The organism is Arthrobacter ruber (assembly GCF_002954225.1).
GTDB lineage: Bacteria > Actinomycetota > Actinomycetes > Actinomycetales > Micrococcaceae > Arthrobacter_D > Arthrobacter_D ruber.
In genome coordinates this window covers 81,798-105,034 of record NZ_PPTH01000017.1, presented here as the reverse complement: position 1 = coordinate 105,034, position 23,237 = coordinate 81,798, and the positions used below count along the sequence as shown (strand labels likewise).

Genomic DNA, 23,237 nt, shown 5'->3' with positions numbered 1-23,237 from the left:
CGCGGGTGCGGGCCCTGACGCGGGCGACCTGCCGGGGCTGACCGGAGGGCACCGCGATAGCACCGCGCCCTGACGTCGCTACTGGCGGTATCCCTCGACCTGGCTGACGGGGCGCACGTCCGCGTCGGCGGGGTTCTCCCCGGCGTCGGCCTTCGCACGGCGCTGGCGGAGCAGGTCCCAGCACTGGTCGAGGTCCTCCTCCACCTTCCTCAGGCGCGCCGTATGCTCCTGGTGCGCCTCGCCGGCGCCGGCGTCCTGCGGCTGCTCGCGGAGCTCGTGCTCCTCCTGAACGAGTGCCTGGATGCGCTGCAGCAGGTCCTGGTTGTCCATGGTGCGGTCCCTTCGTCGTCGCCGTACCGGCGGTAGCGGATGATCAGCAGGCTTTCCTTCAGGCTACTGAGGTGACGGAGCCATGACCAGCGCGTACCCCCGGACATCCCGGGATCGGCCAGGAGCATCCCGGGGAATTTGGCGCGGCGCCCCTATGCCCTAAGCTGTTGGAGAACCAGTTGCCTGTGTAGCTCAGTCTGGTAGAGCATCCGCTTCACACGCGGAAGGCCCGGGGATCGAGGCCCCGCGCAGGCACGAGGATCAGCTGGAGACAGCGCCACAGGAAGGCCCGTACCGATGCATCGGTGCGGGCCTTCCTGCATGAGGGTGTGTTCGTTGGAAGCGAACAGGAAAATCCTTAGCACTCTCCAAGGGTGAGTGCTAACATTTTTCGTAGTTGAGCGAAGGATGCTCAACCTTCAGGAATCCTCCACCTCTCCGGTGGCATATGCGAAGGAGTTGTTTCCCGTGGCCAAATTCGATCCGTTCCGTGAGCTGGACCGCGTTGCCGGCGCCCTCCTGGAGAGCCGTCCCGGGCTCCGCCTCATGCCGATGGACCTCTACCGCGAGAAGGACCACTACATCCTCTCCGCGGACCTTCCGGGCATCGACCCCGGATCGGTCGACATCGACGTGGACGGCCAGCTCCTGACCATCCGCGCCGAGCGCACGCTGCGCAGCGCCGAGGGCGTCAAGTGGCTGACCCGCGAGCGCGAGAGCGGCTCGTTCCTCCGCCAGCTCAGTCTGGGCCAGGGCGTCGACACCGAGGGCATCTCCGCCCGCTACGAGAACGGCGTCCTGAGCGTCGCGATCCCGGTCAGCGAGCGCGCGAAGCCGCGCAAGATCGAGATCGTCAGCGGCGACGCCTCCACGCCGGTCCAGTCCAGCGCCGTCAAGGGCTCCGGCACGCAGGGCGCCGTCGAGTCCTGATCCCCCTACCAGCACCCCCGGGCTCCTGGCCCGGGGGTGCTCCGGGTCCACGGCCCCCTTGCGGCGGCGCACATCGGGCACGAAGGATGGGGGCATGGACTTCACCCCCACCAAAGCAATCGTCACCGGCTCCGATTCCGGCATCGGCCGGGCCACCGCCATCGCCCTCGCAGCGGCGGGCTGCGATGTCGGCGTCACCTGGCACTCCGACCAGGAGGGCGCCGAGGAGACCGCGCGCCTCGTCCGCGAGAAGGGCGTCCGGGCCGCCGTCGCGCAGCTCGACACCACCGACGCGCCCGCGTGCGGCGACGTCGTCGACCAGCTCGCGAAGGAGCTGGGTGGCCTCGACGTCTTCGTCAACAACGCGGGCGTCAACGGCGGCACCATGTTCATGGAGACCGACTGGGACACCTGGCGCGGCACCATGGGTGCGAACCTCGACGGCGCCTTCGTCTGCATCCAGCGCGCCGCCCGGCACATGATCGACGGCGGCAGGGGCGGGCGCATCATCGCGGTCACCAGCGTCCACCAGGAGCAGCCGCGCGTGGGTTCAGCGGCCTACGACGCCTCCAAGCACGGGCTCGGCGGGCTGATCCGCACCATCGCGCTCGAGCTCGCGGACCGGGGCATCACCGCGAACGCCGTCCTTCCCGGGGAGATCAACACCCCGATGAACGCCTCCGCCGACGAGGACCCCCGCACCATGGACCGCCCCGGGATCCCCGTGGGCCGGCCGGGCGCACCGGAGGAGATCGCCGACGTCGTCGCCTTCCTGGCCTCCGGGGCCTCCAGCTATGTCAACGGCGCCTCGTTCGTGGTGGACGGCGGGATGCTGCTCATGGGACCGCAGGCGGGGTCGCACCTCACCAGCGGGGACTGGCGCACGCTCTGATCGGGAGGGTGTGAGGGACACCACAACCTTCAGCGCGCGTTCATGCGACGTTCAGGAGCGCCCGTTAGCGTGGGAGATCCCGGACTGCTTCCGAAAGGCCCGCCATGAATGCCCCCCTCACCCCGGTCAGCACTGACGACGTCCAGGACTGGTCGGGCTTCAAGCGCGGCGAGCAGATCACCTTCCAGCACCCGGCAGGGACGCAACTGTGCGGCGTGCTGGACATGAGGACCGATGACGCCTCCGTGGTGTGGATCCAGCTCGACGACGGTGGTGGCCGCCGGCTCGTGCACCGGGGCGACGGCTACCGCCTGCGGCGCGGGTGAGCTGACCCCGGGACCGGATCAGCGGGTTCACCTGCTGTCCACCTGAGGTTCACCCCTCCGCCACCTGTAACGTGGCTGGGGTGAGAAGCCGTGCCGTACCGTCCCTGTCCCTCGCCGTCGTCCTCGGTCTCACGGCCTGTGGCTCGGACTACCCTCTGGGTGCCGAGCAGGAAGCAGCGGCGCAGCGCGGGGACACGAGCCTGCAGGGAGCGGTGACCGCCTCCGGGTCCTCCGCGCAGGGACCGGCCATGGACGCATGGCGCTCGGGATTCGCCGCCCTCTACCCGCGGGCGCAGGTGCAGTACTCGCCTGACGGCTCGGGAGCCGGCCGCGGTGCGCTGCTGGCCGGCGCCGTGGGCTTCGCCGGATCGGACGCCTACCTCGACGACGAGGAGCGTGCCGAGTCCACGGAGGTGTGCGGTCCGGGTGGCGCCTTCAACATCCCGGCCTACGTCTCCCCCATCAGCGTGGCGTTCAACCTGCCCGGTATCGAAGCCCTGGACCTCGATGCCGCGACCGTGGCCCGGATGTTCCGCGGGGAGATCGCGATGTGGAACGATCCCGCGATCGCGGCCCAGAACCCCGGCGTGGAACTCCCCGCCCGGCCCATCTCGGCCGTGAGCCGGTCCGACGACTCCGGCACCACCGAGAACTTCACGGACTACCTGCACGCGGTGGCACCCGAGGCCTGGCCGGAGGAGCCCGACGGGATGTGGCCGGCGGACCTGGAGAACGAGAACGCCAAGGGCAACGCCGGCGTGGTCACCACGGTCGCCGGCACGGTGGGGGCCGTCACCTATGCCGACGATTCCGCCGTGGGGGACCCGCTCGGGCGCGTGGCCCTCCGGGTCGGGGACACGTACGTCCCGGTGAGCTCCGAGGCGGCCGCCGCCGCCGTCGATCTCGCGGCCCGCGTCCCCGGCCGCCAGGAGTACGATCTCGCGCTCGACCTCGACCGCACCACCACCGCGCCGGGCGTCTACCCTCTGGTCCTGGTGTCCTACCACGTCTACTGTGCGCGGTACGAGAACGAGGCGACCGCCGTCGTCGTCCGGGCCTTCGGTACGTACGCCGTCAGTGCCGAGGGGCAGGCCGAGGCTGCCGCGGCGGCGAAGAGTTCACCCATCTCGGCGGGCCTGTCCCGACAGGCCACCGAGGCGATCGCCTCGATCGAGGTGGGCCGCATCCCCTAGGACGACCCGAGGCGGACCCCCCCTAAGGGATCCGCCTCGAGTGCCGTTCGGGTGCGGGTCAGCCGACGCGCGGTCCGCCCGAGTCGGGGTCGTTCGTGGACGTGTCCGGCAGCGCATCGTTCGCCGGCGTGGCGTCCCCGCCACCCGTCGGCGGGGCGTCGACGTTCCCGCGCCAGGCGCCGGTCTCCCCGCCGCTCTTCTCGATGAACTGCTTGAACCTCTTGAGGTCGCCCTTCACCTGCGCGGAGTCGGCGTTCACCACGGCGCCGATCTTCTCCGTGAAGGTCTCGGGGTGCCAGTCGATCTGCACCATGAGCCGCGTGGTGGTCGCGTCGAGGCGGTGGAAGGTCACCACGCCGGCATGGGACTCGCCGTCGGTGCTCTTCCAGGCCACACGCTCGTCCGGGTGCTGCTCGGTGATCTCGGCGTCGAACTCGCGCCGGACGCCGCCGATGCTCGTCACCCAGTGCGTCCGGGTGTCCGAGGTCTGCGTGATGGACTCCACGCCCCCCATGAACTGCGGGAAGCTCTCGAACTGGGTCCACTGGTTGTAGGCCGTGCTCACCGGTACTGCTACGTCGATAGATTCCTGCACTGAAGCCAAAGGTTCCTCCTCGTAGAGACTCCGGCGCCGTTACCACCCCTGATCGGGAATGCGGCACGGCTAACCATAAGTCCCCTTAGCGTATGCAGATCCGGTGGAATTGACCAACGCGCGGGTCTAGGGTGAAAGGAGTCCATCCGGCGGGAATCGGTGTGTCCGGACCCCGCCTGGAGCAGGAAATCGAGCACTGGAGGATTCATGAAGGCTTCACCCACCCTGACGGACAACATGCAGGCCGTGCTGGTCGACCTCATCGAACTGCACCTGCAGGGCAAGCAGGCCCACTGGAACGTGGTCGGCAAGAACTTCCGTGACCTCCACCTGCAGCTGGACGAGATCATCGACGACGCCCGCACCTTCGCCGACGAGATGGCGGAGCGCATGCGCGCCCTGCACGCCGTCCCCGACGGCCGCAGCGTCGCCGTCGCCGAGGGCACCAAGATCCAGCCGTTCCCCGCCGGGCTCGTCTCGACCAGGGACACCGTGGGCCTCGTGGTCAACATGCTGAACGCCGCCGTGAACACCATGCGCGAGGTCCACGACCAGATCGACGAGGAGGATCCCACCACCGCCGACCTGCTGCACGGCTTCATCGCCCGGCTCGAGCAGTACGCGTGGATGGTCGACGCCGAGAACATGGAGCCGACAGCCGAGGTCGTCACGCCCGTCGGCACGGATCACGCCACGGTCTGACGCCCTGTACCCCCGCCCGACCGGGGATCTGACGGGGGTCTGACGGGGTCTGACGGGAAGGGAGGCACCGGCCGGTGCCTCCCTTCCCGTGTCCGGTTCGTGCTCCTGCGCGGCGGCCGGCCCTGCACACCCGCTAGCAGGTACTGCCTCCTCCGTGGAGCGCATGCACCTGTTGCGGCATGGACGGGCACGATGCCACGGTGGAGGAAACGAGAGGAGCGAGGCAATGGACCCCGTAGAGCAGTGGTGGACACGCGTGGACATCGACGCGAAGCAGTGGCTCCGGGAGCACAACGGTGCCGAGGACCTGCCGGAGTCCGTGAGGACGGCGGTCACCGAGGCGGGCGGACCGGGCAACGGCGGGCTCGACGACGACGCCTGGCAGTTCATCGACCTCCAGTCGGAAGCAACGGACTAGGGGGCGTGGACATGCAGCAGCGGTTCGAGGACAAGGTCGTCATCGTGACGGGCGCCGGTTCGGGTATCGGGGAGGCGACGGCGCGGCGCTTCGTCGCCGAGGGGGCGCGGGTGGTCCTGACGGATTCCGTCGCGGACAAGATCGACGCCGTCGTCGCGTCCCTGCCCGAGGACCGGGCGACGGCGGTGACCACGGACTCCTCGGACTACGGTCAGGTGGCCGTCATGGTGCAGGAGACCGTGCAGCGGTACGGGCGGCTCGACGTCCTCGTGAACAACGCGGGCACCATCACGCAGGGCACCGTGCAGGACACGAGCGTCGAGGAGTGGCATCGCGTCATCGAGACCGACCTCTCCGGCGTGTTCTACGGGACGAAGGCCGCCCTGGAGTACCTGCTGGAGAGCAGGGGGTGCATCGTCAACGTCTCCTCGGTGTCCGGCGTGGCCGCCGACTGGCGCATGAGCGCGTACAACGCCGCCAAGGGCGGGGTCAGCAACTTCACGCGCGCCATCGCCCTGGACCACGGCAAGGACGGGGTGCGCGTCAACGCCGTGGCCCCGGGCTTCATCTGGACGGACCTCACGACCGAGGACGGCGACCCGCACGAGCTGTCCGACGAGTTCGCCGGCCGCATAGCGCTCGGCCGCGGCGGCCTGCCGGAGGAGGTCGCCGCCGCCATCACCTTCCTCGCGAGCGACGACGCCCGCTTCATCACCGGCGTCGTGCTCCCGGTGGACGGGGGCACGATGGCCAGCAACGGCCAGCCGGCGCAGGCCTAGGCGCGCCTCCCCTGCGCCTGGGGTGCGCAGCTGCTGCAGGGCCGCGACGCCTACAGCAGCGCCGCGAGGGAACGCCCCACGGTGCGGCCGGAGAAGATGCACCCGCCCAGGAACGTCCCCTCGAGGGCGTTGTACCCGTGCGCGCCGCCGCCGCCGAACCCGGCGGCCTCCCCCGCGGCGTACAGCCCGTGGATCGGGTTGCCGGCGGCGTCGAAGGCCCTGCCGGTCAGGTCCGTCTGGATGCCACCCAGGGTCTTCCGCGTGATGACGTGCAGCTTCACGGCGATCAGCGGGCCGGCAGCGGGATCGAGGATCTTATGGGGAGGCGCGGTCCGGGTCAGCCGGTCCCCGAGGAAACGGCGCGAATTGTGGATGCTCATGACCTGCGCGTCCTTGGAGTAGGCGTTGTCCATCTCCGCGTCACGCTGCCGGATCTGCCGTTCGATGAGCCCGGCGTCCAGCAGCGGGGTGTCGGTCAGTGCGTTCATCGCGTCCACGAGGTCCGGCAGGGTGCCGGCGACCACGAAGTCCTCGCCGTTCTCCTTGAACGCCTCCACCGGTGGAGGCGCCCCCTTGCCCAGCCGGCTCCGGAGCAGCAGCTTCCAGTCCCGGTCCGTGAGATCGGGGTTCTGCTCCGAGCCCGACAGGGCGAACTCCTTCTCGATCATCTTCTGCGTCAGGATGAACCACGAGTGGTCGTGCTGCGCGAGGTCCGGGGTGGTGCGGAGGATCTTCAGCGTCCCGATGGTGTCGTGTCCGGGCAGGCCGGGAGCGGGCAGGCGCCGCCCGAGCGCGTCGAACCACATCGAGGACGGACCGGGCAGGATCCGGATGCCGTGCTGCGGCCACACCGGGTTCCAGTTCCGCACGCCCTCGGTGTAGTGCCACATGCGGTCCCGGTTGACCAGGCGCACACCGGCGTCGGCTGCGATGTCGAGCATCCTGCCGTCCACGTGCTCCGGCACGCCGGTGATCATCCTCGACGGCGGCGTGCCGAGGCGTGGGGGCCACCACGCACGCACCTGTTCGTGGTTGCCGCCGATCCCGCCGCTGGCGATCACCACGGCCTGCGCCCGCAGTTCGAACCCACCCACGGCCTCCCGGTTCGAGGAGACGCCACGGGCGGCGTCGTCGGCCGCCAGGACCGTCCCGTGCACGCCGGTCACGGTGTCCCCGTCCAGGATGAGCCCGTCCACGCGGTGGCGGAAGTGGAAGGTCAGCGATCCCTCCTCCGCGGCCGCCCGCGCCTTGTCGGCGAAGGGCTCGGAGATTCCGGTCCCCGTGCCCCACGGCACGTGGAACCGCGGCACGGAGTTGCCGTGGCCTGCCGCCGTCCCACTTCCCCGTTCGGCCCAGCCGACGAGCGGCGTGAACCTCACGCCCTGCTCCTGGAGCCAGGGCCGCTTGTCGCCCGCGGCGAACTCGACGTACGCGCGGCCCCACCGGGCGGCCCACTCGTCCTCCGGCAGATCGCCGTCGAACCGGTCCCAGCCGGCGGAGCCCTGCCAGTCCTGCCAGGCGAGGTCGAACGAGTCCTTCACGCCCAGGCGCCGCTGCATGGGTGTGTCGACCAGGAAAATCCCGCCGAAGGACCAGAACGCCTGGCCGCCGAGGTTGTGGGCGTTCTCCTGCTCCACGATGGCGACCGTCCTGCCCGCCCTCACCAGCTCGTTACTGGCGACGAGGCCGGCGAGTCCTGCACCGATGACGAGGACGTCTGCGTCCATGGGCTGCTCCAGGGGATGGCGGGCGGTTCCGGCGCGTCGACGCGACCGGAGGGCAGGTCCATTCTGCACCGCTGCCCGGCGCGGAGGCCGTCAGCGCCGCTTGCCCCGCGTGCCCGAGGGGCGGGCCGGTTTCCCCTGCTGCGGTCTCCCGGCGCCCTTGGAGGCCCTGCCCCCGCCGCTCCCCTGTGCCGCGGCCTTCTTGGCCGCCGCCTTCTGCGCTGCGCTCTTCTTCGGTGCCTCGCGCTGGGATGGCTGCCTCGAGCTCTGGGCCGTCCGCCCCCGGACGATCCCGATGAACTCCTCGACGTCGTCGGACTCGTCCTCCATCCGCCAGGCGATGCCGATCGTCGTGGCGGGCAGGCCGGGGACGGGGCGGTGCACGGCGTCCTTCCGCGCGTACAGGCGGGCGAGGGACATCGGCAGGACGACGACGCCGGCGCCCGAGGCCGCCACCTCCACGGCCGTCTTCGGGCCGCCGCACGCGGCGACGTCGAGCAGGTCCTCCCCCTCGAGTTCCCCGAGCGGCACGTCCTCGTAGAGCGAGAGTTCGTTCTCCCGGGACATGACGGCCACGGGCTGCTCCTCGTAGAGGGGGATCAGGTGCAGTCCGGTACGGTCCACGGGAAGGCGTACGAAGACGACGTCGTCGGAGGCGTCCCGGAGCGCCGCCACGGCGTCGTCGTGCTGGTGGAGCTCGAGGGGTACCTCCGGATGCCGCTCGCGCCAGCGGGCCACCCATTTGCCCGGCGTCACGCCCGGCACGAAGCCCACGGACAGGGTTCGGGGCTGATCGGCGGACACCCCATCACAGTAGCGCCTCCCCGTGGCGGAAGGACGTGACCGTTAAGCTGGGACCATGAACCCCCCGAGGACCCCTCAGACCCTGAAGCCCGCCACTGCGGCCAAGAAACTGGGCATCTACCTGCCCGCCGCTCCCCAGGACTTCCAGGAGACCGAGCTGACCCGCGCGGAGTTCAACGAACTGCAGCAGTCCCCGCCGGAGTGGCTCGCCGAACTGCGCCGCACCGGCCCGCACCCGCGTCCCGTGGTCGCGCAGAAGCTCGGCATCTCCATCAGCGGGCTGGCCCGCGGCGGGGTCACCGATCCCCTGACGAGCGAGCAGATCACCGCACTCCTGCAGGATCCGCCCGCCTGGCTGGTCAGCGAGCGGTCCACCCAGGCCGCGGTCCGCGCGGAGGCCGCACGGGTCAAGGAGCGCGATGCCGCCCGCGGGTCCACCGACGCCTGAGGCCTCGGAAAAGCCGTTCGAGGGCGGCCGACCGGTGCATCTCCCTACACCGTGAACAGGAATTCCCGGCCCATCGACACTGATTGACTTAATAGAACACCTATTCGAATATTAGGGAGTGACGCCTCCAGCTGCCGGCCGTTCCCTCGAAGGGGATGAGCCCTCTCCCGACTCCGGGGACGCACACCACCCGGGCTCCACCGCCCGCCGCGGGGCTTCAGCAGCCGAGATCACCCTGGATCTCCAGGCCCGCATCAACGGCATGCAGGCCAGCAGGCTCGATTCCCGCCGGCTGCCCACGGTTCCGGCCCTCGCGCGGATCCTGCCCGGCGGCGGCCTCCAGTCCGGCGGCTCGTACGCCGTCCGGAACTCCACCTTCCTCGCCATGGCCATGCTCGCGGGCCCTTCCGCGACGGGCGCGTGGTGCAGCGTCGTCGGCATGCCGGACTTCAGCGTGGAGGCGGCGCAGGCCTTCGGCATCAACCTCGAACGCCTCATCCTGGTCCCCGATCCCGGGGCCCAGTGGCTACCCGTCACGGCAGCCCTCGTGGACGTCGTCTCGATCGTCCTGACCCGCTCCCCGGACCATCTCACCCCCACGGAGGAAGCCCGCCTGAAGGCGAGGCTGCGCCAGCGCGGCGCGGCCCTGATCACCCTCGGTGCCTGGAAGCCGAGCGATTCGACCATCGGCGTGGCCGAGAGCGCCTGGGAGGGCCTCGGCTCGGGAACCGGCCACCTGAGGGCACGCTCCATGAAGATCACCGCTACCCAGCCCTCGGGGCGGCTCCGCCACGCCTATGTGCAACTCACGGACCTGCACGGCGCCCCGGCGGGAACGGCGTCCCAGGGCGCGGTCCTGCCACAGGGATCACAGGACGACGGCAGACCGGATGCGTCCGGTCCGGCAGCCGGGACCCTGTTCGAGCCCCGGCTCCTGAAGTCCTCATGACGTCCGGTCTTCCCGCCCGGCCCACCGATCCCGCCCGGTTCACGGGGTCCACCCAGCCTTCGGGCGCTGCTCCGGCCACCCGGACCATGGTGCTCTGGTGCCCCGACTGGCCCATCACGGCGGCGCTGCGCGAGCACGCGCTGCCCGCCGACGCAGCCCTCGTCCTCGTGGACCGCGGGGAGGTCTTCGCCTGTTCCCCGGCGGCGCGGCAGGACGGCGTGAAGCGGGGCCTGCGCATCCGCGAGGCCCAGGCGCGCAGCACGGGGCTCGTATCCCTCCCCTACGACCCGTCGCTCGACGAACGCACCTTCGAACCCGTGATCGTGGCTGTGGAGGCCATCCTGCCCGGGGTCCAGGCCCTCCGTCCGGGACTGTGCGCCATCAGGATCAAGGGGCCGTCACGCTACTACGGCAGCGAGCGCAACGCCGCGGACGTGGTCTTCCAGGCCCTCGCCGCCATCGGCCTCACCGACGTGCGGATCGGCATCGCGGACGGGCCGTTCGCCGCCGAACAGGCGGCCAGGGCCACCGACGAGCTGGACGACGACGTCGAGCAGCTGGTGATCATCCCGCCGGGCGGCTCGGCGTGGTTCCTTGCGAGCTATCCCCTGGAAGTCCTCGGACAACCCCGGCTCACCGTGCTGCTCAAGCGCCTCGGCATCCGTTCCCTCGGCGACTTCGCGGCGCTGAAAGCCTCCGACGTCCGCAACCGCTTCGGCATCGAGGGGGCCATCGCCCACCGCCAGGCGAGCGGAGTGGACCACCGGAGGGTCGTCGCCCGCACGCCACCACCCCACCTCGACACCCTCGCCGATTTCGAGCCGCCCCTCGCCCGCATCGACCAGCTCGCCTTCGCGTTCCGGACCAGGGCCGGAGAGTTCGTCGACACACTCCGCGAGGCGGGGCTCGTGTGTACCGCGCTGCACGTCACGCTGCACACGGAGTCCGGTGAGACGTCCGAGCGCCGGTGGCAGCACCCGCGCTGGTTCGACGCCGACGACGTCGTGGACCGCGTGCGCTGGCAGCTCCAGGGCACCAACGCGACCGATCACGGACTGACCTCCGGCATCACCCGGGTCCACGTCGTCCCCGCCATCGTCGAGGACCTCGGCGACCACGCGGACGGCCTGTGGGGGACGGGACCGGACGAGGGGATCCACCACGGACTGGCCCGCGTGCAGAGCATGCTGGGTCACGGCGCCGTGCTCACCGCCGTGATCGCCGGAGGGCGGCTCCTGGCGGACCGCCGCGTGTACATCCCGTGGGGTGATGCCCCGGCCGGTCGGCAGCCGTCCGCGAAGGTGCCGGCGAGGGACCGCCACCAGCCCTGGCCCGGCCGGCTTCCCGGACCGGCCCCGGCCACCGTGTACGCCGCTCCCGTGCCCGCCGCCGTCGTCGATTCCCGCGGCAACCCGGTGGACGTGGACTCCCGCGGACTCCTGAGCGCCGATCCTGCCTTCTTCAGCGCCGGGCCGGACGACGGCCGGCGGCCCGTGCACTCGTGGGCGGGGCCCTGGCCGATCAACGAGCGCTGGTGGGACCCGAAGGGGCGCGTACTCAACCGCTTCCAGCTCGTGGACCGGTCAGGATCCGCCTGGTTGCTGCTGCTCGAGGACCATGCGTGGTGGGTCGAAGCCGGCTACGACTGACGGCGGCCGCCACCGCGACGACATCCGGGCAGCCGGACAGAAGACATCCAGACAGGGAGGGACGCCATGGGCTGGAACAACCCGCCGATCCCGTGGTCGGACTTCGAACGGAACCTCTCGGCCACCCGCCCTGGAGCACCTCCCCCGGGGGCCGACGGCGGGGACAGCCCCGCCTGGTCGCGGAAGCGCCAGCCCTACACGGCTCCCGCGGAGGCCCCCGCTCCCGAGGGTCCCGTGGTGCCGTACGCGGAGCTGCACGTCCACTCCAATTTCAGTTTCCTCGACGGCGCGTCGAGCCCCGAACACCTCGCCGAGGAGGCCCAGCGGCTCGGGCTCAGCGGTATGGCCCTCACCGACCACGACGGACTGTACGGTGCGGTGCACTTTGCGGAGGCCGCCGAGAAGTACCCGGGCTTCTCGACCCTGTACGGCGCGGAGCTGTCCCTCGACCTGTCCGGACCGCAGAACGGGGAGGCCGACCCCGAAGGGCGGCACCTGCTGGTCCTCGCCCGCGGATCCGCCGGCTACCACCGGCTGTCCACGGCCATCACCGAGGCCCAGCTGGCTGCCGGAGCCGAGAAGGGGAAACCCCGCTACAGCCTGGAGAGTCTTGCCGGGCACGCCGACGGCCAGTGGATGGTCCTCACCGGATGCCGGAAGGGGGCCGTGCGCTCGGCTCTCGTCGCGGAGGGTGAGGCCGCGGCCGAGGCCGAGCTGAGGACGCTCGTCGAGCTGTTCGGCCGCGAGGCGGTCGCCGTCGAGCTCATCAACCAGGGCAACCCGCTCGACACCGCCCACAACGACGCCCTGGCCGCCGTCGCCGCCCGGCTGGGACTGCCCACCGTGGCCACCAACAACGTGCACTACGCCACCCCGAAGCAGCACCGGCTCGCCTCCGCCCTGGCCGCCGTCCGGGCGCGCCGGAGCCTCGACCAGATGGACGGCTGGCTCCCCGCGGCCGCCGCCGCCCACCTGCGCAGCGGAGCCGAGATGGCGCGGCGGTTCAGGGACTATCCCGGAGCGGTGGAACGCACCGTGGACATCGCCTCCGATCTCTCCTTCACGCTCCGGAGCGTCCGGCCCGGGCTCCCGACCATCGACCTCCCCGAGGGCCACACCCAGATGAGCTACCTGAGCGAACTCGTCTGGCAGGGCGCCGACAGGCTGTACGGGGGGCGGGCCGATGTCCGCGAGCGGATCGAACGCGAACTGGAGGTGATCGAGGAGAAGAAGTTCCCGGGCTACTTCCTGATCGTCCACGACCTCGTGCACTACGCGCGCCGCCACGGCATCCTGTGCCAGGGGCGGGGATCGGCGGCCAATTCGGCGGTCTGCTACCTGCTCGAGATCACGGCCGTGGACTCCATCAAGTACCAGCTGCCCTTCGAGCGGTTCCTCTCGAGCATGCGGGACGAGGAGCCGGACATCGACGTGGACTTCGACTCGGACCGCCGCGAGGAGGTCATCCAGTACGTCTACCGGAAGTACGGTCGCTTCAATGCCGCCCAGGTGGCCAACGTCATCACGTACCGCCCCAAGTTCGCTGTCCGCGACATGGCGAAGGCCCTGGGTCACAGTCCGGGACAGCAGGATGCCTGGTCCCGGCAGATCGAGCGGTGGGGCGGACTCGTCTCGAGCAGTGACCACGACATACCGGACGCGGTGGTGGACCTCGCGCAAGAGGTCCTGAAGTTCCCGCGCCACCTGGGCATCCATTCGGGCGGGATGGTGCTGACCGACCGGCCCGTGGGAGAAGTATGCCCCATCGAGCATGGCCGGATGGAGGGCAGGACGGTCCTGCAGTGGGACAAGGACGACTGCGCGTGGATGGGGCTGGTGAAGTTCGACCTGCTGGGCCTCGGCATCCTCGCGGCCATCCAGTACAACTTCGACCTCGTGGAGCGGCACTTCGGCGAGGTGTGGGAGCTGCACACCATCCCCAAGGAGGAGCAGGGCGTCTACGACATGCTGTGCTTCGCCGACTCGGTAGGGGTCTTCCAGGTGGAGAGCCGCGCGCAGATGGGCATGCTCCCGCGCCTGCAGCCCCGCCAGTTCTACGACCTCGTGATCGAGGTGGCCCTCGTGCGGCCCGGCCCCATCCAGGGCGGCGCGGTCCACCCCTACATCAAGCGGAAGATGGGCGAGGAGGAGGTCCGGTACATCCACCCCGACCTCAAGCCCGTCCTGGAACGGACCCTCGGGGTGCCGCTCTTCCAGGAGCAGCTCATGCAGATGGCCATGGTGGTGGGCGGCTGCAGCGGCGCGGACGCCGACCTCCTGCGCCGTGCCATGGGATCCAAGCGGGGCGAGGAGCGGATCGACTCCCTCAAGGCCAAGCTGTACGAGGGCATGGCGTCCAACGGGATCACCGGCGACGTCGCCGACACCATCTACAACAAGATCCACGCCTTCGCGAACTTCGGGTTCGCGGAGAGCCACTCGATCAGCTTCGCACTGCTGGTCTACGTCAGCGCCTGGCTGCGCCTGCACTATCCCGGCGCGTTCCTCGCCTCGCTCCTGCGCGCGCAGCCCATGGGGTTCTACTCCCCGCAGACGCTCGTCGCGGACGCCCGGCGGCACGGCGCCGTCGTCCTGCGCCCCGACATCCTGCACTCCGGGGTGCACGCCGACCTCGAGCCGCTCGAGGGCTACGAGCCACCGGAGGACCCCCGCGGGCGGACCACCGGCATGGACTGCTGCACCGAGGAGGAACAGGCCCCGGTCGGATACTTCGATCAGGACACACCCTTCGATTCGACCCCCCACCGCCGTGACGGCAACTACGCGGTGCGGCTGGGGCTCGCCAGCGTGGAATCGCTCGGGGTGAAGCTCGCGGAGAGGATCGTCGCCGAGCGGGAACGGAACGGACCCTACGAGGACATGCCGGACCTGGCACGGCGCACGGGCGCCAATGCAGGCCAGCTCGAGGCCCTTGCGGCGTCGGGTGCCTTCGACTCGATGGGCCTGAGCCGCCGCGAGGCACTGTGGAACGCCGGCCCGGCCTCCACCGAGCGTGAGGGCCAGATCAAGGGGACCGCCGTGTATATCCAGCCTCCGCTGATGCCCGAGCTCTCCGACATCGACAAGGTGGGGTCCGATCTCTGGTCCACCGGCATCACCCCGGACGACCATCCGGTGCGCCACGCCAGGGGCAGGCTGGAACGCCGGGGCGCCCTGACCGCCGCCCAGCTGAAGACCGCGGAATCCGGGCGCCGCATCGAGGTGGCGGGAGTGGTGACGCACCGGCAGAGGCCCGCGACGGCGAGCGGCATCACCTTCATGAATCTCGAGGACGAGACGGGGCTGGTGAACGTGATCTGCTCCGTGGGCGTCTGGCAGCGCTACCGCCGCGTGGCACGGGAAGCCAGCAGCGTGATCGTCCGCGGAGTCCTCGAGCGGTCCTCCGAGGGGATCGTCAACGTGGTCGCGGACCGCATCGAGGTCCTGCAGCTCAAGGCCACCACCCGCTCGCGCGACTTCCGCTGACATCACCCGCCACCTACGACGAAGGGCCTCCGCACAGCGGGGGCCCTTCGTCGTCGTACAGTGTGCGCGAGGGGGGATTTGAACCCCCACACCCTTTCGGATACTGGCACCTGAAGCCAGCGCGTCTGCCGTTCCGCCACTCGCGCATCTCGAGATCCCAACTCCGTACGCCAGGCGCAGGTGTTGTGAACAGCAGAGTCCAGCATAGCCGAGCACCGGTGGAATCACCTAAACGGCACGGTTCCTCCGTCCTCCGGCGGCTCCCGGCACCCGTGCGCGATCGGCGGATCGTTAGGACAAAGTAATCCTCCGGACCCGCCGATGGAGCCCATTCCCAGAGGCTCCCAGTAGTATCGGTCTGAACATGCCCGGCTGGACATCGCCGTCCCCAGGACCGGGAGAAGCCCCGCAGCCACCGCTGGCGGGGTCCGAAACCACAGTGCAGCACGAGGGAGGAGGCGACGTATGGGCATTCTCGACAACGTCGAGCGCGGACTCGAGAAGCTGGTCCGGGGCGCCTTCACCACGGGCTCGCGATCCCAGGTCCAGCCTCTCGAGATCGCCAGCGCCCTGCGCAAGGAACTGGACAACCGCTCCCTCGTCCTGTCCCAGGGCCGTACCCTCGCCCCCAACGTGTTCTCGGCGCGCCTGTCCGACTCCGACTTCGCCCTCGCCCAGCAGTGGGGCTCGGCCCTCGCCGAAGAGCTCTGCGACGTCGTGATCGCGCACGTCAACAGCCAGCAGTACAGCCTCCAGGGGCCCGTCCGCGTCTCGTTCGAGCATGATCCGGACCTGAAGGCGGGTGTCTTCGAAATCGATTCGTCGATCGAGAAGCAGGCCGCCGCCCACCGCCCGGCCGCCCCGACCGCGCCTGCGGCGCCACGACGCCAGCCCACCCGCTATCAGCCGATCCTCGAGATCGACGGCCGGCGCTACTCGATCAACTCGGGATCGATCGTGCTCGGTCGGTCCTCCGAGGCGGACATCCCCGTCGACGACACCGGCGTCTCCCGACGACACCTCGAGATCCGGGTCCACGAGGGACGCGTATACGCCGTCGACCTCGGCTCCACCAACGGCAGCTACGTCAACGGACAGCACGTGGACGGGCAGACCGAACTCACGGACGGATCCGTGATCACCATGGGGCGGTCCCGCCTCACCTTCCGCCTGGTGCCGGCACAGAACAGTGGTGCCCAGCGATGAGCGAAGCCGGGGAACTGACCGTCACGCTCCTGCGCTTCGGATTCCTGATCCTGCTGTGGGTCCTGGTCCTCAGCACCGTGGGGGCGCTGCGCCGCGACCTCGTGGTGGGCCGGCGCAACAAGGTCGGCACGCCCACGGCACGGGAGATCCGCAGGAATCCCGAGCTCGTGGAGGAGCCGGCGCCCGTGCGCACACCCGCGCGTCGACTCGTCGTCACCGAGGGACCGCTCACCGGGACCACGCTGGACCTCGCAGCGAGTCCGATCCTCCTCGGACGCGCTCAGGAGGCGACCCTCGTGCTCGAGGACGACTACGCGTCAGGCCGCCATGCCCGCCTGTTCCCGCAGGGCAGCCGCTGGTTCATCGAGGACCTGGGATCCACCAACGGGACCTACCTGGCAGGCACGCAGCTCACCCGCGCCCTGCCCGTCGAGCCCGGCGTCCCCATCCGGATCGGTAAGACGGTCATCGAATTGAGGCAGTAGGCGTGCGGCTTGCCCTGAGGTTCGCCGCCCGCTCCGACGTGGGCATGGTCCGGGCGAAGAACGACGACTCCGCCTACGTGGGCCGCTATCTGGCCGTCGTCGCCGACGGCATGGGCGGACATGCGGGCGGCAACGTGGCCTCCGCCTCGACCGTCCTGGACCTGGTGCACCTCGACCACAACGCCCACGGCGGCAAGGCCGGCACGCATCTTGCCGACGAGATCCAGACCGCCAACTCGCTGCTCTCCGAACTCGTGGCCACCAACCCCCAGCTCGCGGGCATGGGCACCACCGTGACGGCGATCCTGCTCGAGGACGCGACGCTGCAACTCGCCCATATCGGCGATTCCCGCGCCTACCGCCTCAAGGACGGGGTGTTCACGCAGATCACCACCGACCACACCTTCGTGCAGCGCCTCATCGACGAAGGACGCCTCCGGCCGGAGGAGGCGGAGATCCATCCGCACAAGAACGTGCTGATGCGCGTCCTCGGCGACGTCGACGCGAGCCCCGAACTGGACCTCGAGCAGTTCGACGCCGTGCCCGGTGAACGCTGGCTGCTCTGCTCCGACGGCCTGAACGCGGTGCTCAGCGACCGCATCGTGGAGCAGGTCATGCGCGAGACCAGGGATATCCGCGACTGCGTGAACACCCTCGTCGAGCTGACCCTGGCGGGCGGTTCGCCCGACAACATCACCATCGCCGTCGTCGAGGTCATCGAAGCGGACGACGACGACTCCGCACCTCCTGCCTCGATCCCCCCGGCGCGGCAGGCCGCGGGCGAACGCGACACCCCGGCCGCGCCCGCCGCGGCGTCCTTGCACGAGATCGACCGGAACGGTGACCTTCCCGGTACCGCCATCCGCGCGGACATCATCCGCCAGGATCTGCTGACACGGCCGCACGTCCTCGTGGGATCCGCGGCCCTCGCCACCGAGACCGGGCAGATCCCGATCGTGACGCAACGCTCGACCGAGCGGCGTGCCGCGATGATGCTGACGCATAAGGCGGAGCCCGAACTCGACGACGGGGACGACACCGGCAACGACACCACGACGCCGCGTCGACGCTGGCTGGTCCCGGCGTTCCTGTCCCTCATGACGCTCATCCTGATCGCCGTCCTCGGCCTCGGCTACACCTGGACCCAGACGCGCTACTACGTGGCGGAGTCGGAGAACCGTGTGGCCATCTTCACCGGCGTGCCGCAGAGGCTCGGGCCCATCAGCCTCAGTGAGGTCTACGAGGTGACCGACATCCCGGTCTCGAACCTGCCCGAGTACCAGCGATCGCGGGTGATGAACACGCTTCCGGCGGCGGGCCTCGAGGAAGCCGAGCGGATCGTGGGTGACCTGCGCAGCGAACTGCGAGCCGTCTCCTGCGATCCCGCCCCCGGAGCGGCGTCCCCGTCCCCGGGGCCCTCCGGAACACCGGCACCCTCCGGAACACCAACGCCCTCCCCCTCGGCCCCTTCCGGGACACCCGCTCCGTCGGCGTCACCGGCTCCCTCCGCAACTCCGGCCCCCTCCGCGACGCCGGTTCCCTCCGCAACGCCCGCTTCCACAGCGACACCCGGCGCCTCCGGGTCGCCGTCGCCGAACCCCTCGTCCCCCGCCGCCGACTGCGGAGATACAGCCAATGAGTGATGTCCTGACCGTGCCGCGGTCGCGGCGCAATGTCGAGCTCGCGCTCCTGGTGCTCGCCCTCGCCGTCGCCGTCGGAGCCAACTACCTCGCCGGTACCGGACGGGAGGAGCCCTTCAGCGACTACTTCTGGTCGCAGGCCCTCACGCTGGGTCTGATGGGCCTGTTCGTCCACGGAATCCTGCGCTTCCGCGCCAAATATGCCGATCCTGTGATTCTTCCGGTTGTCATCGCCCTCAATGGGATCGGCCTGGCGATGATCCATCGCCTGGACCTGGCCGCGGCCGTAAACCCGGACTTCGCCCCCGTGGCCCCGCAGCAGGTCCTCTGGACAGCCGTGGCCATCGGTGCAGCGGCCATCCTGCTCCTCCTGCTGCGCGACCACAGGATCCTGCGCCGCTTCACCTACATCTCCCTGATCGTCAGTGCCGTCCTGCTGCTGCTGCCCCTGACGCCGCTCGGGCTGGAGATCAACGGAGCACGCATCTGGATCTCCGTCGGCTTCGGTACCTTCCAGCCCGGCGAGGTCGCGAAGATCACCCTCGCAATATTCTTTGCTGGGTATCTATCGACCAACCGGGACCTGATCCTGCTGGCGGGCAAGAAGATCGGGCCGCTGCAGTTCCCGCGCTTCCGGGACCTGGCCCCGATGGGCGCGGCCTGGCTGGTGAGCATCGGCGTGCTGATCTTCCAGCGCGACCTCGGCTCGTCGATCCTCTTCTTCGGTCTCTTCATGGTCATGATCTACGTCGCCACGAGCCGGGTCAGCTGGGTGCTGATCGGCCTGGCGGCGATCGGCGCCGGGGTCTTCGTGGCCCTCGAACTGTTCTCCCACGTGGCGCTCCGCTTCGATTCCTGGATCAACGCGTTCTCGCCCGAGGTGTACGAGCGCGTCCCGGGGGGAAGCCATCAGGTGGTCCAGGGTCTTTTCGGCCTGGCTAACGGCGGGCTGCTCGGAACCGGCCTCGGTGGGGGCAGGCCGGATCTCGTGACGTATGCCAACAGCGACATGATCATCGCGGCGCTGGGCGAGGAACTCGGACTCATCGGTGTCGTCGCGATCGTGATGCTGTACATGATCCTCGTCTCCCGCGGCATCCGGGCGGCGCTCGGCACGAAGGACGGTTTCGGGAAGCTGCTCGCGTGCGGTCTCTCCTTCACCATCGCCCTGCAGTGCTTCGTGGTGATCGGCGGCATCACGCGCCTGATCCCCCTGACCGGCCTCACCACGCCGTTCATGTCCGCGGGTGGGTCCTCGTTGCTGGCAAACTGGCTCATTGTGGCGTTGATCCTCCTGATCTCCGAGACCGCGCGGCGACCGGCGCCGACGGGACCGATGAAGGACTCGTTCCCCGAGGCGCTCGGTGTGAACGGCAAGCCCGTCAAGAAGAGGGCCGAGAGGGAGGCGACGCGATGAACCAGGCCATCCGCAGTGCGTGGGTCGTGGCGATCGGCATGTTCGCGCTCGTGCTCGGTTCCCTCACCTTCGTGCAGTTCTTCCAGGCGGAGAGCCTGAACACCGATCGGCCGGAGTGGAACAGCCGCCAGCTGTACCAGGATTTCGGCCGGCAGCGCGGGGCCATCCTGGTGGACGGCCGGGCCATCGCCCAGTCCGTACCCTCCGACGACGAGTTCAACTTCCAGCGCGTCTACGAGGAGCCCGAGCTGTACGCGCACCTGACGGGCTACTACTCCCTGTCGCTCGGATCGACGCAGCTCGAGCAGTCGCAATCCGACATCCTCTCCGGTACCAGCAGCTCCCTGTTCTACGACCGGATGGTCCGGCTGTTCTCCGGTGCGGGATCCGAGGGCGCATCCGTGGAGCTGACCATCGACCCCCAGATCCAGAGACTCGCATCGGACCTCATCCCGGACGGACAGCGGGGTTCGATCGTGGTCATGGAGCCCTCCACGGGCAACATCCTGGCGATGGTCTCCAAGCCGACCTACGACCCGAATCTCGTCTCGGGCCACGACACCGCCGTGATCGAGCAGAACGCCGCGCTGCTCAACGAGCAGCCGGGCCTCTCCATCTACTCCAATCCGGCCACGCAGTCCCTCGTGGCCCCGGGATCCGTGTTCAAGCTCATCGACGCCGCGGCGGCCCTCGAGTCCGGGCGGTACGACGCCCGGTCGGAGATCCCCAACCCGCCGGCCCTCGAGTTCCCCGGCATCGAGTACGCGCTGCCCAACTTCGTCACCGGCGGCTGCGCGAGCAGGACGACGGCGGATCTCCGGTTCGCCCTGGAGCAGTCCTGCAACACGCCCTTCGCGCAGATCGCGCTGGATCTCGGTGAGGACGCCATCCAGGAGCAGGCCGCGAAGTTCGGTTTTGGCGAGGAACTGTCCATCCCCACGCAGGTCATCGCGAGCACCTTCCCCTCGGACCTGACGGAACCCGAACTGGCACAGTCCGCCATCGGGCAGTTCGACACGCGCGTGACGCCGCTCCAGATGGCCATGGTGGCCTCGGCCATCGCCAACGACGGGCAGCAGATGCAGCCGCAGCTCATCAAGTCGATCCGCGCCGCGGACCTCAAGCTGATCGAGTCGCCCCAGCCCGAGGTGCTCCGCCAGTCGGTCAGCCAGGCGACGGCGGACCAGCTCACCGACTGGATGGTGAACGTCGTGGACAACGGCACGGCGGCCGGAGCCCGGGTTCCCGGAGTCCGGGTGGCCGGCAAGACGGGCACCGCCGAGGTCTCCGAGACCGGCGACAACGCCTGGTTCACGGGATTCGCCCCGGCGGACGACCCCCAGGTAGCCATATCGATCGTGATGGAGAACGTGGACATCCCTACTGGTCAGCAGCTGACCTCACCCAGTGCCAAGAGACTCATAGAGGCGGTGTTGAACAGATGAGGCCCACATCGGGAATCACCCTGGGCGGCAGATTCGAACTGACCGAGCGCATCGCCATCGGCGGTATGGGCGAGGTCTGGAAGGCCCGCGACCAGATCCTCGGGCGTGTCGTCGCGATCAAGATCCTCAAGGAGGAGTACTCGGGCGACCCGGCCTTCCTCAACCGCTTCCGGGCCGAGGCACGCCACACCGCGCTGCTGAACCACGAGGGCATCGCCAACGTGTTCGACTACGGCGAGGAGGCGGGGTCGGCGTACCTCGTCATGGAACTCGTGCCCGGACAGCCGCTGTCCGCCGTGATCGAGAAGGAACAGGTCCTCTCGCCCGACCGCACCCTCTCGATCATGGGACAGACGGCCACCGCCCTCGGCGTCGCGCACCGGCAGGGCCTCGTGCACCGCGACGTGAAGCCCGGCAACATCCTCGTGATGCCCGACGGCAGGGTCAAGATCACCGACTTCGGTATCGCCCGGCTCGCCGACCAGGTCCCCCTGACGGCCACGGGCCAGGTCATGGGGACGGCGCAGTACCTCGCGCCGGAGCAGGCCACGGGCCAGCCCGCCACGGGCTCCTCCGACATCTACGCCCTCGGTGTCATCGGGTACGAGCTGCTGGCCGGCCGCCGGCCCTTCTCCGGGGAGTCGCAGATCGCCATCGCCCTGGCCCAGGTCAACGACGCGCCACCGCCGCTGCCGGAGTCGATCCCGCAGCCGGTCCGGGCGCTGGTCGGTTCGATGCTCGCCAAGGATCCCGCGGACCGCCCGGCCGACGCCGAGGCCCTGGCCCGCGCCGTCGACGCCATCCGGTCCGGCAACGTCCGCGCCGCCGAGGCTGCCGTCCCGGGCATGCTCGCCTTCGGCACCGCGGCCGACGTCGCCACGACCGCCGTCCCGCGCCAGAACACGCAGGCGACGACGGCGGTTCCCGCACCCACCACCTCCGCACTGCCGACGGTGGCGGCCCCTGCAGCGGCCGGTGCCGCGGCGGGCATCGCCGCGTCCCGCGACTGGTCGCAGGAGGACGTCGACTCGGCAGAACCCCGACCGCCGGGTCAGCCGTACCGGCGCGAGGAGGAGAACCGCCGGAGCCCCTGGCTGATCCCCCTCATCGTCCTGCTCCTCCTGGCCCTGGCCGCCATCGCCTTCTTGATCCTCCAGCCCCTGCTGGCGGGTGACGATCCTGTCGACGTGCCGGCCGCATCGAGCACCTCCGCGAGCACCACTCCGTCGCGGACGCCCGCACCGACGCCGTCGACGCCGTCCACCTCGCCCACGCCGTCGCCGAGCACCACGGAAGCGGACGACCGCGTCGTCATCACGCCGAGCCAGTACCGGGGACGGCCCGAGGCCGAGGTCGCCGCGGAACTCGGCGCGCTGGGGTTCCGCGTCGAGATCCAGCGCCAGTTCTCGGCGGACGTCGCGGCGGGACTCGTCACGGACGTCGCCCCCGTGGGAAGCCTCAGCCCTGGGGAAACCATCACCGTGACGTCGTCGAGGGGCCCTGAGCCGGTGGAGCAGGTCACCGTGCCCGCCAACCTGCAGGGACGGACCGCGGCAGAGGTGGAGCAGATCCTCGTGGACCTCGGCCTGAGGCCGCTCAACGTGGGATCCGAGCCATCACAGCAGCCGGAGGGCACCGTCATCCGGGTCGATCCCGGGGCGGGTGCAGTGCTTTCCCCCGGGACACAGGTGACCTACGTCGTCTCGGCAGGGCCGCCCGCGACCCAGGCTCCCACCCCGACGCCCACCCCCACACCCACCCCCACGTCGGCACCGGTACCGACGGCGACGGCGACCCCCACGTCATGATCGGTGCGGTC

General features: G+C 70.0%; 21 protein-coding genes and 2 tRNA genes. 18 read left to right on the top strand and 5 right to left on the bottom strand.

Features of this window, described 5'->3' with window-relative positions:
- Positions 1–78: 78 nt before the first annotated feature.
- Entirely contained in the window at positions 79–330 is a 252-nt protein-coding gene (locus CI785_RS11580; RefSeq protein WP_105032256.1) for a DUF2630 family protein, read from the bottom strand.
- 181 nt (positions 331–511) lie between these two features.
- Here CI785_RS11580 and CI785_RS11575 point away from each other — a divergent pair.
- The 5 genes from CI785_RS11575 (at position 512) to pstS (ending at position 3,671) form a co-directional block, all read left to right on the top strand.
- Positions 512–585: transfer RNA gene (locus tag CI785_RS11575), tRNA-Val, on the top strand.
- Between the two features lie 213 nt (positions 586–798).
- Positions 799–1,260 carry an Hsp20/alpha crystallin family protein gene (locus CI785_RS11570; RefSeq protein ID WP_105032255.1) on the top strand — a complete coding sequence of 154 codons (462 nt, stop codon included), beginning with the start codon at positions 799–801 and terminating at the stop codon, positions 1,258–1,260.
- A 94-nt stretch (positions 1,261–1,354) separates the two neighbouring features.
- Entirely contained in the window at positions 1,355–2,152 is a 798-nt protein-coding gene (locus CI785_RS11565; RefSeq protein WP_105032254.1) for an SDR family oxidoreductase, read from the top strand.
- A gap of 104 nt (positions 2,153–2,256) precedes the next feature.
- Positions 2,257–2,478 carry a hypothetical protein gene (locus CI785_RS11560; protein WP_105032253.1) on the top strand — a complete coding sequence of 74 codons (222 nt, stop codon included), beginning with the start codon at positions 2,257–2,259 and terminating at the stop codon, positions 2,476–2,478.
- Between the two features lie 80 nt (positions 2,479–2,558).
- Entirely contained in the window at positions 2,559–3,671 is a 1,113-nt protein-coding gene (gene pstS / locus CI785_RS11555) for a phosphate ABC transporter substrate-binding protein PstS (protein WP_240615168.1), read from the top strand.
- A gap of 58 nt (positions 3,672–3,729) precedes the next feature.
- Here the strand turns inward: pstS and CI785_RS11550 are convergent, their stop codons facing one another.
- On the bottom strand, positions 3,730–4,266 hold the full coding sequence (locus CI785_RS11550; RefSeq protein WP_338064915.1) for an SRPBCC family protein: 537 nt from the start codon (positions 4,264–4,266) through the stop codon (positions 3,730–3,732).
- 207 nt (positions 4,267–4,473) lie between these two features.
- Here CI785_RS11550 and CI785_RS11545 point away from each other — a divergent pair, with 207 nt between their 5' ends.
- The 3 genes from CI785_RS11545 (at position 4,474) to budC (ending at position 6,165) form a co-directional block, all read left to right on the top strand.
- On the top strand, positions 4,474–4,968 hold the full coding sequence (locus tag CI785_RS11545) for a Dps family protein (RefSeq protein WP_105032250.1): 495 nt from the start codon (positions 4,474–4,476) through the stop codon (positions 4,966–4,968).
- 226 nt (positions 4,969–5,194) lie between these two features.
- Positions 5,195–5,386, top strand: a complete 192-nt coding sequence (locus tag CI785_RS11540; protein WP_105032249.1) for a hypothetical protein — start codon at positions 5,195–5,197, stop codon at positions 5,384–5,386.
- Between the two features lie 11 nt (positions 5,387–5,397).
- Positions 5,398–6,165, top strand: coding sequence for a meso-2,3-butanediol dehydrogenase (gene budC, locus CI785_RS11535; RefSeq protein ID WP_105032653.1), 768 nt, complete (start codon positions 5,398–5,400; stop codon positions 6,163–6,165).
- Between the two features lie 50 nt (positions 6,166–6,215).
- On the opposite strand, the gene CI785_RS11530 is transcribed toward budC, so the two are convergent.
- Both CI785_RS11530 and CI785_RS11525 read right to left on the bottom strand, forming a co-directional pair.
- Positions 6,216–7,892: an FAD-binding dehydrogenase gene (locus CI785_RS11530; RefSeq protein WP_105032248.1), complete on the bottom strand. Its 1,677-nt coding sequence runs from the start codon at positions 7,890–7,892 to the stop codon at positions 6,216–6,218.
- 90 nt (positions 7,893–7,982) lie between these two features.
- Positions 7,983–8,693, bottom strand: coding sequence for a LysR substrate-binding domain-containing protein (locus CI785_RS11525; protein ID WP_105032247.1), 711 nt, complete (start codon positions 8,691–8,693; stop codon positions 7,983–7,985).
- Positions 8,694–8,748: 55 nt separating this feature from the next.
- Between CI785_RS11525 and CI785_RS11520 the strand changes: the two genes are divergently transcribed.
- The 4 genes from CI785_RS11520 (at position 8,749) to CI785_RS11505 (ending at position 15,225) form a co-directional block, all read left to right on the top strand.
- Entirely contained in the window at positions 8,749–9,141 is a 393-nt protein-coding gene (locus tag CI785_RS11520) for a DUF5997 family protein (protein ID WP_105032246.1), read from the top strand.
- A gap of 118 nt (positions 9,142–9,259) precedes the next feature.
- A complete protein-coding gene (locus CI785_RS11515) occupies positions 9,260–10,090 on the top strand; it encodes a hypothetical protein (protein WP_105032245.1) in 831 nt (276 codons plus the stop codon).
- The gene (locus CI785_RS11510) at positions 10,087–11,739 is read left to right on the top strand and encodes a DNA polymerase Y family protein (RefSeq protein ID WP_105032244.1); all 1,653 of its coding nucleotides are present in this window, start codon (positions 10,087–10,089) and stop codon (positions 11,737–11,739) included. The genes CI785_RS11515 and CI785_RS11510 overlap by 4 nt, the downstream gene beginning before the upstream one ends.
- Before the next feature lie 66 nt (positions 11,740–11,805).
- Complete coding sequence (locus tag CI785_RS11505) at positions 11,806–15,225, top strand: error-prone DNA polymerase (RefSeq protein WP_105032243.1); 3,420 nt, start codon at positions 11,806–11,808, stop codon at positions 15,223–15,225.
- Positions 15,226–15,288: 63 nt separating this feature from the next.
- Here the strand turns inward: CI785_RS11505 and CI785_RS11500 are convergent.
- A tRNA-Leu gene (locus CI785_RS11500) sits at positions 15,289–15,371 on the bottom strand.
- A gap of 319 nt (positions 15,372–15,690) precedes the next feature.
- Here CI785_RS11500 and CI785_RS11495 point away from each other — a divergent pair.
- Genes CI785_RS11495 through CI785_RS11470 form a run of 6 tightly spaced genes read left to right on the top strand, consistent with a single transcriptional unit; the run spans position 15,691 to position 23,226 of the window.
- Positions 15,691–16,431: an FhaA domain-containing protein gene (locus CI785_RS11495; RefSeq protein WP_105032242.1), complete on the top strand. Its 741-nt coding sequence runs from the start codon at positions 15,691–15,693 to the stop codon at positions 16,429–16,431.
- A complete protein-coding gene (locus CI785_RS11490) occupies positions 16,428–16,916 on the top strand; it encodes an FHA domain-containing protein FhaB/FipA (RefSeq protein ID WP_105032241.1) in 489 nt (162 codons plus the stop codon). The genes CI785_RS11495 and CI785_RS11490 overlap by 4 nt, the downstream gene beginning before the upstream one ends.
- Positions 16,917–16,960: 44 nt before the next feature.
- A complete protein-coding gene (locus CI785_RS11485; protein WP_105032652.1) occupies positions 16,961–18,559 on the top strand; it encodes a protein phosphatase 2C domain-containing protein in 1,599 nt (532 codons plus the stop codon).
- Positions 18,552–19,973 carry an FtsW/RodA/SpoVE family cell cycle protein gene (locus tag CI785_RS11480; protein WP_105032240.1) on the top strand — a complete coding sequence of 474 codons (1,422 nt, stop codon included), beginning with the start codon at positions 18,552–18,554 and terminating at the stop codon, positions 19,971–19,973. The genes CI785_RS11485 and CI785_RS11480 overlap by 8 nt, the downstream gene beginning before the upstream one ends.
- On the top strand, positions 19,970–21,418 hold the full coding sequence (locus CI785_RS11475; protein WP_105032239.1) for a peptidoglycan D,D-transpeptidase FtsI family protein: 1,449 nt from the start codon (positions 19,970–19,972) through the stop codon (positions 21,416–21,418). Before CI785_RS11480 ends, CI785_RS11475 begins: the two co-directional genes overlap by 4 nt.
- Entirely contained in the window at positions 21,415–23,226 is a 1,812-nt protein-coding gene (locus CI785_RS11470; protein ID WP_105032238.1) for a protein kinase domain-containing protein, read from the top strand. Before CI785_RS11475 ends, CI785_RS11470 begins: the two co-directional genes overlap by 4 nt.
- Positions 23,227–23,237: the final 11 nt, after the last annotated feature.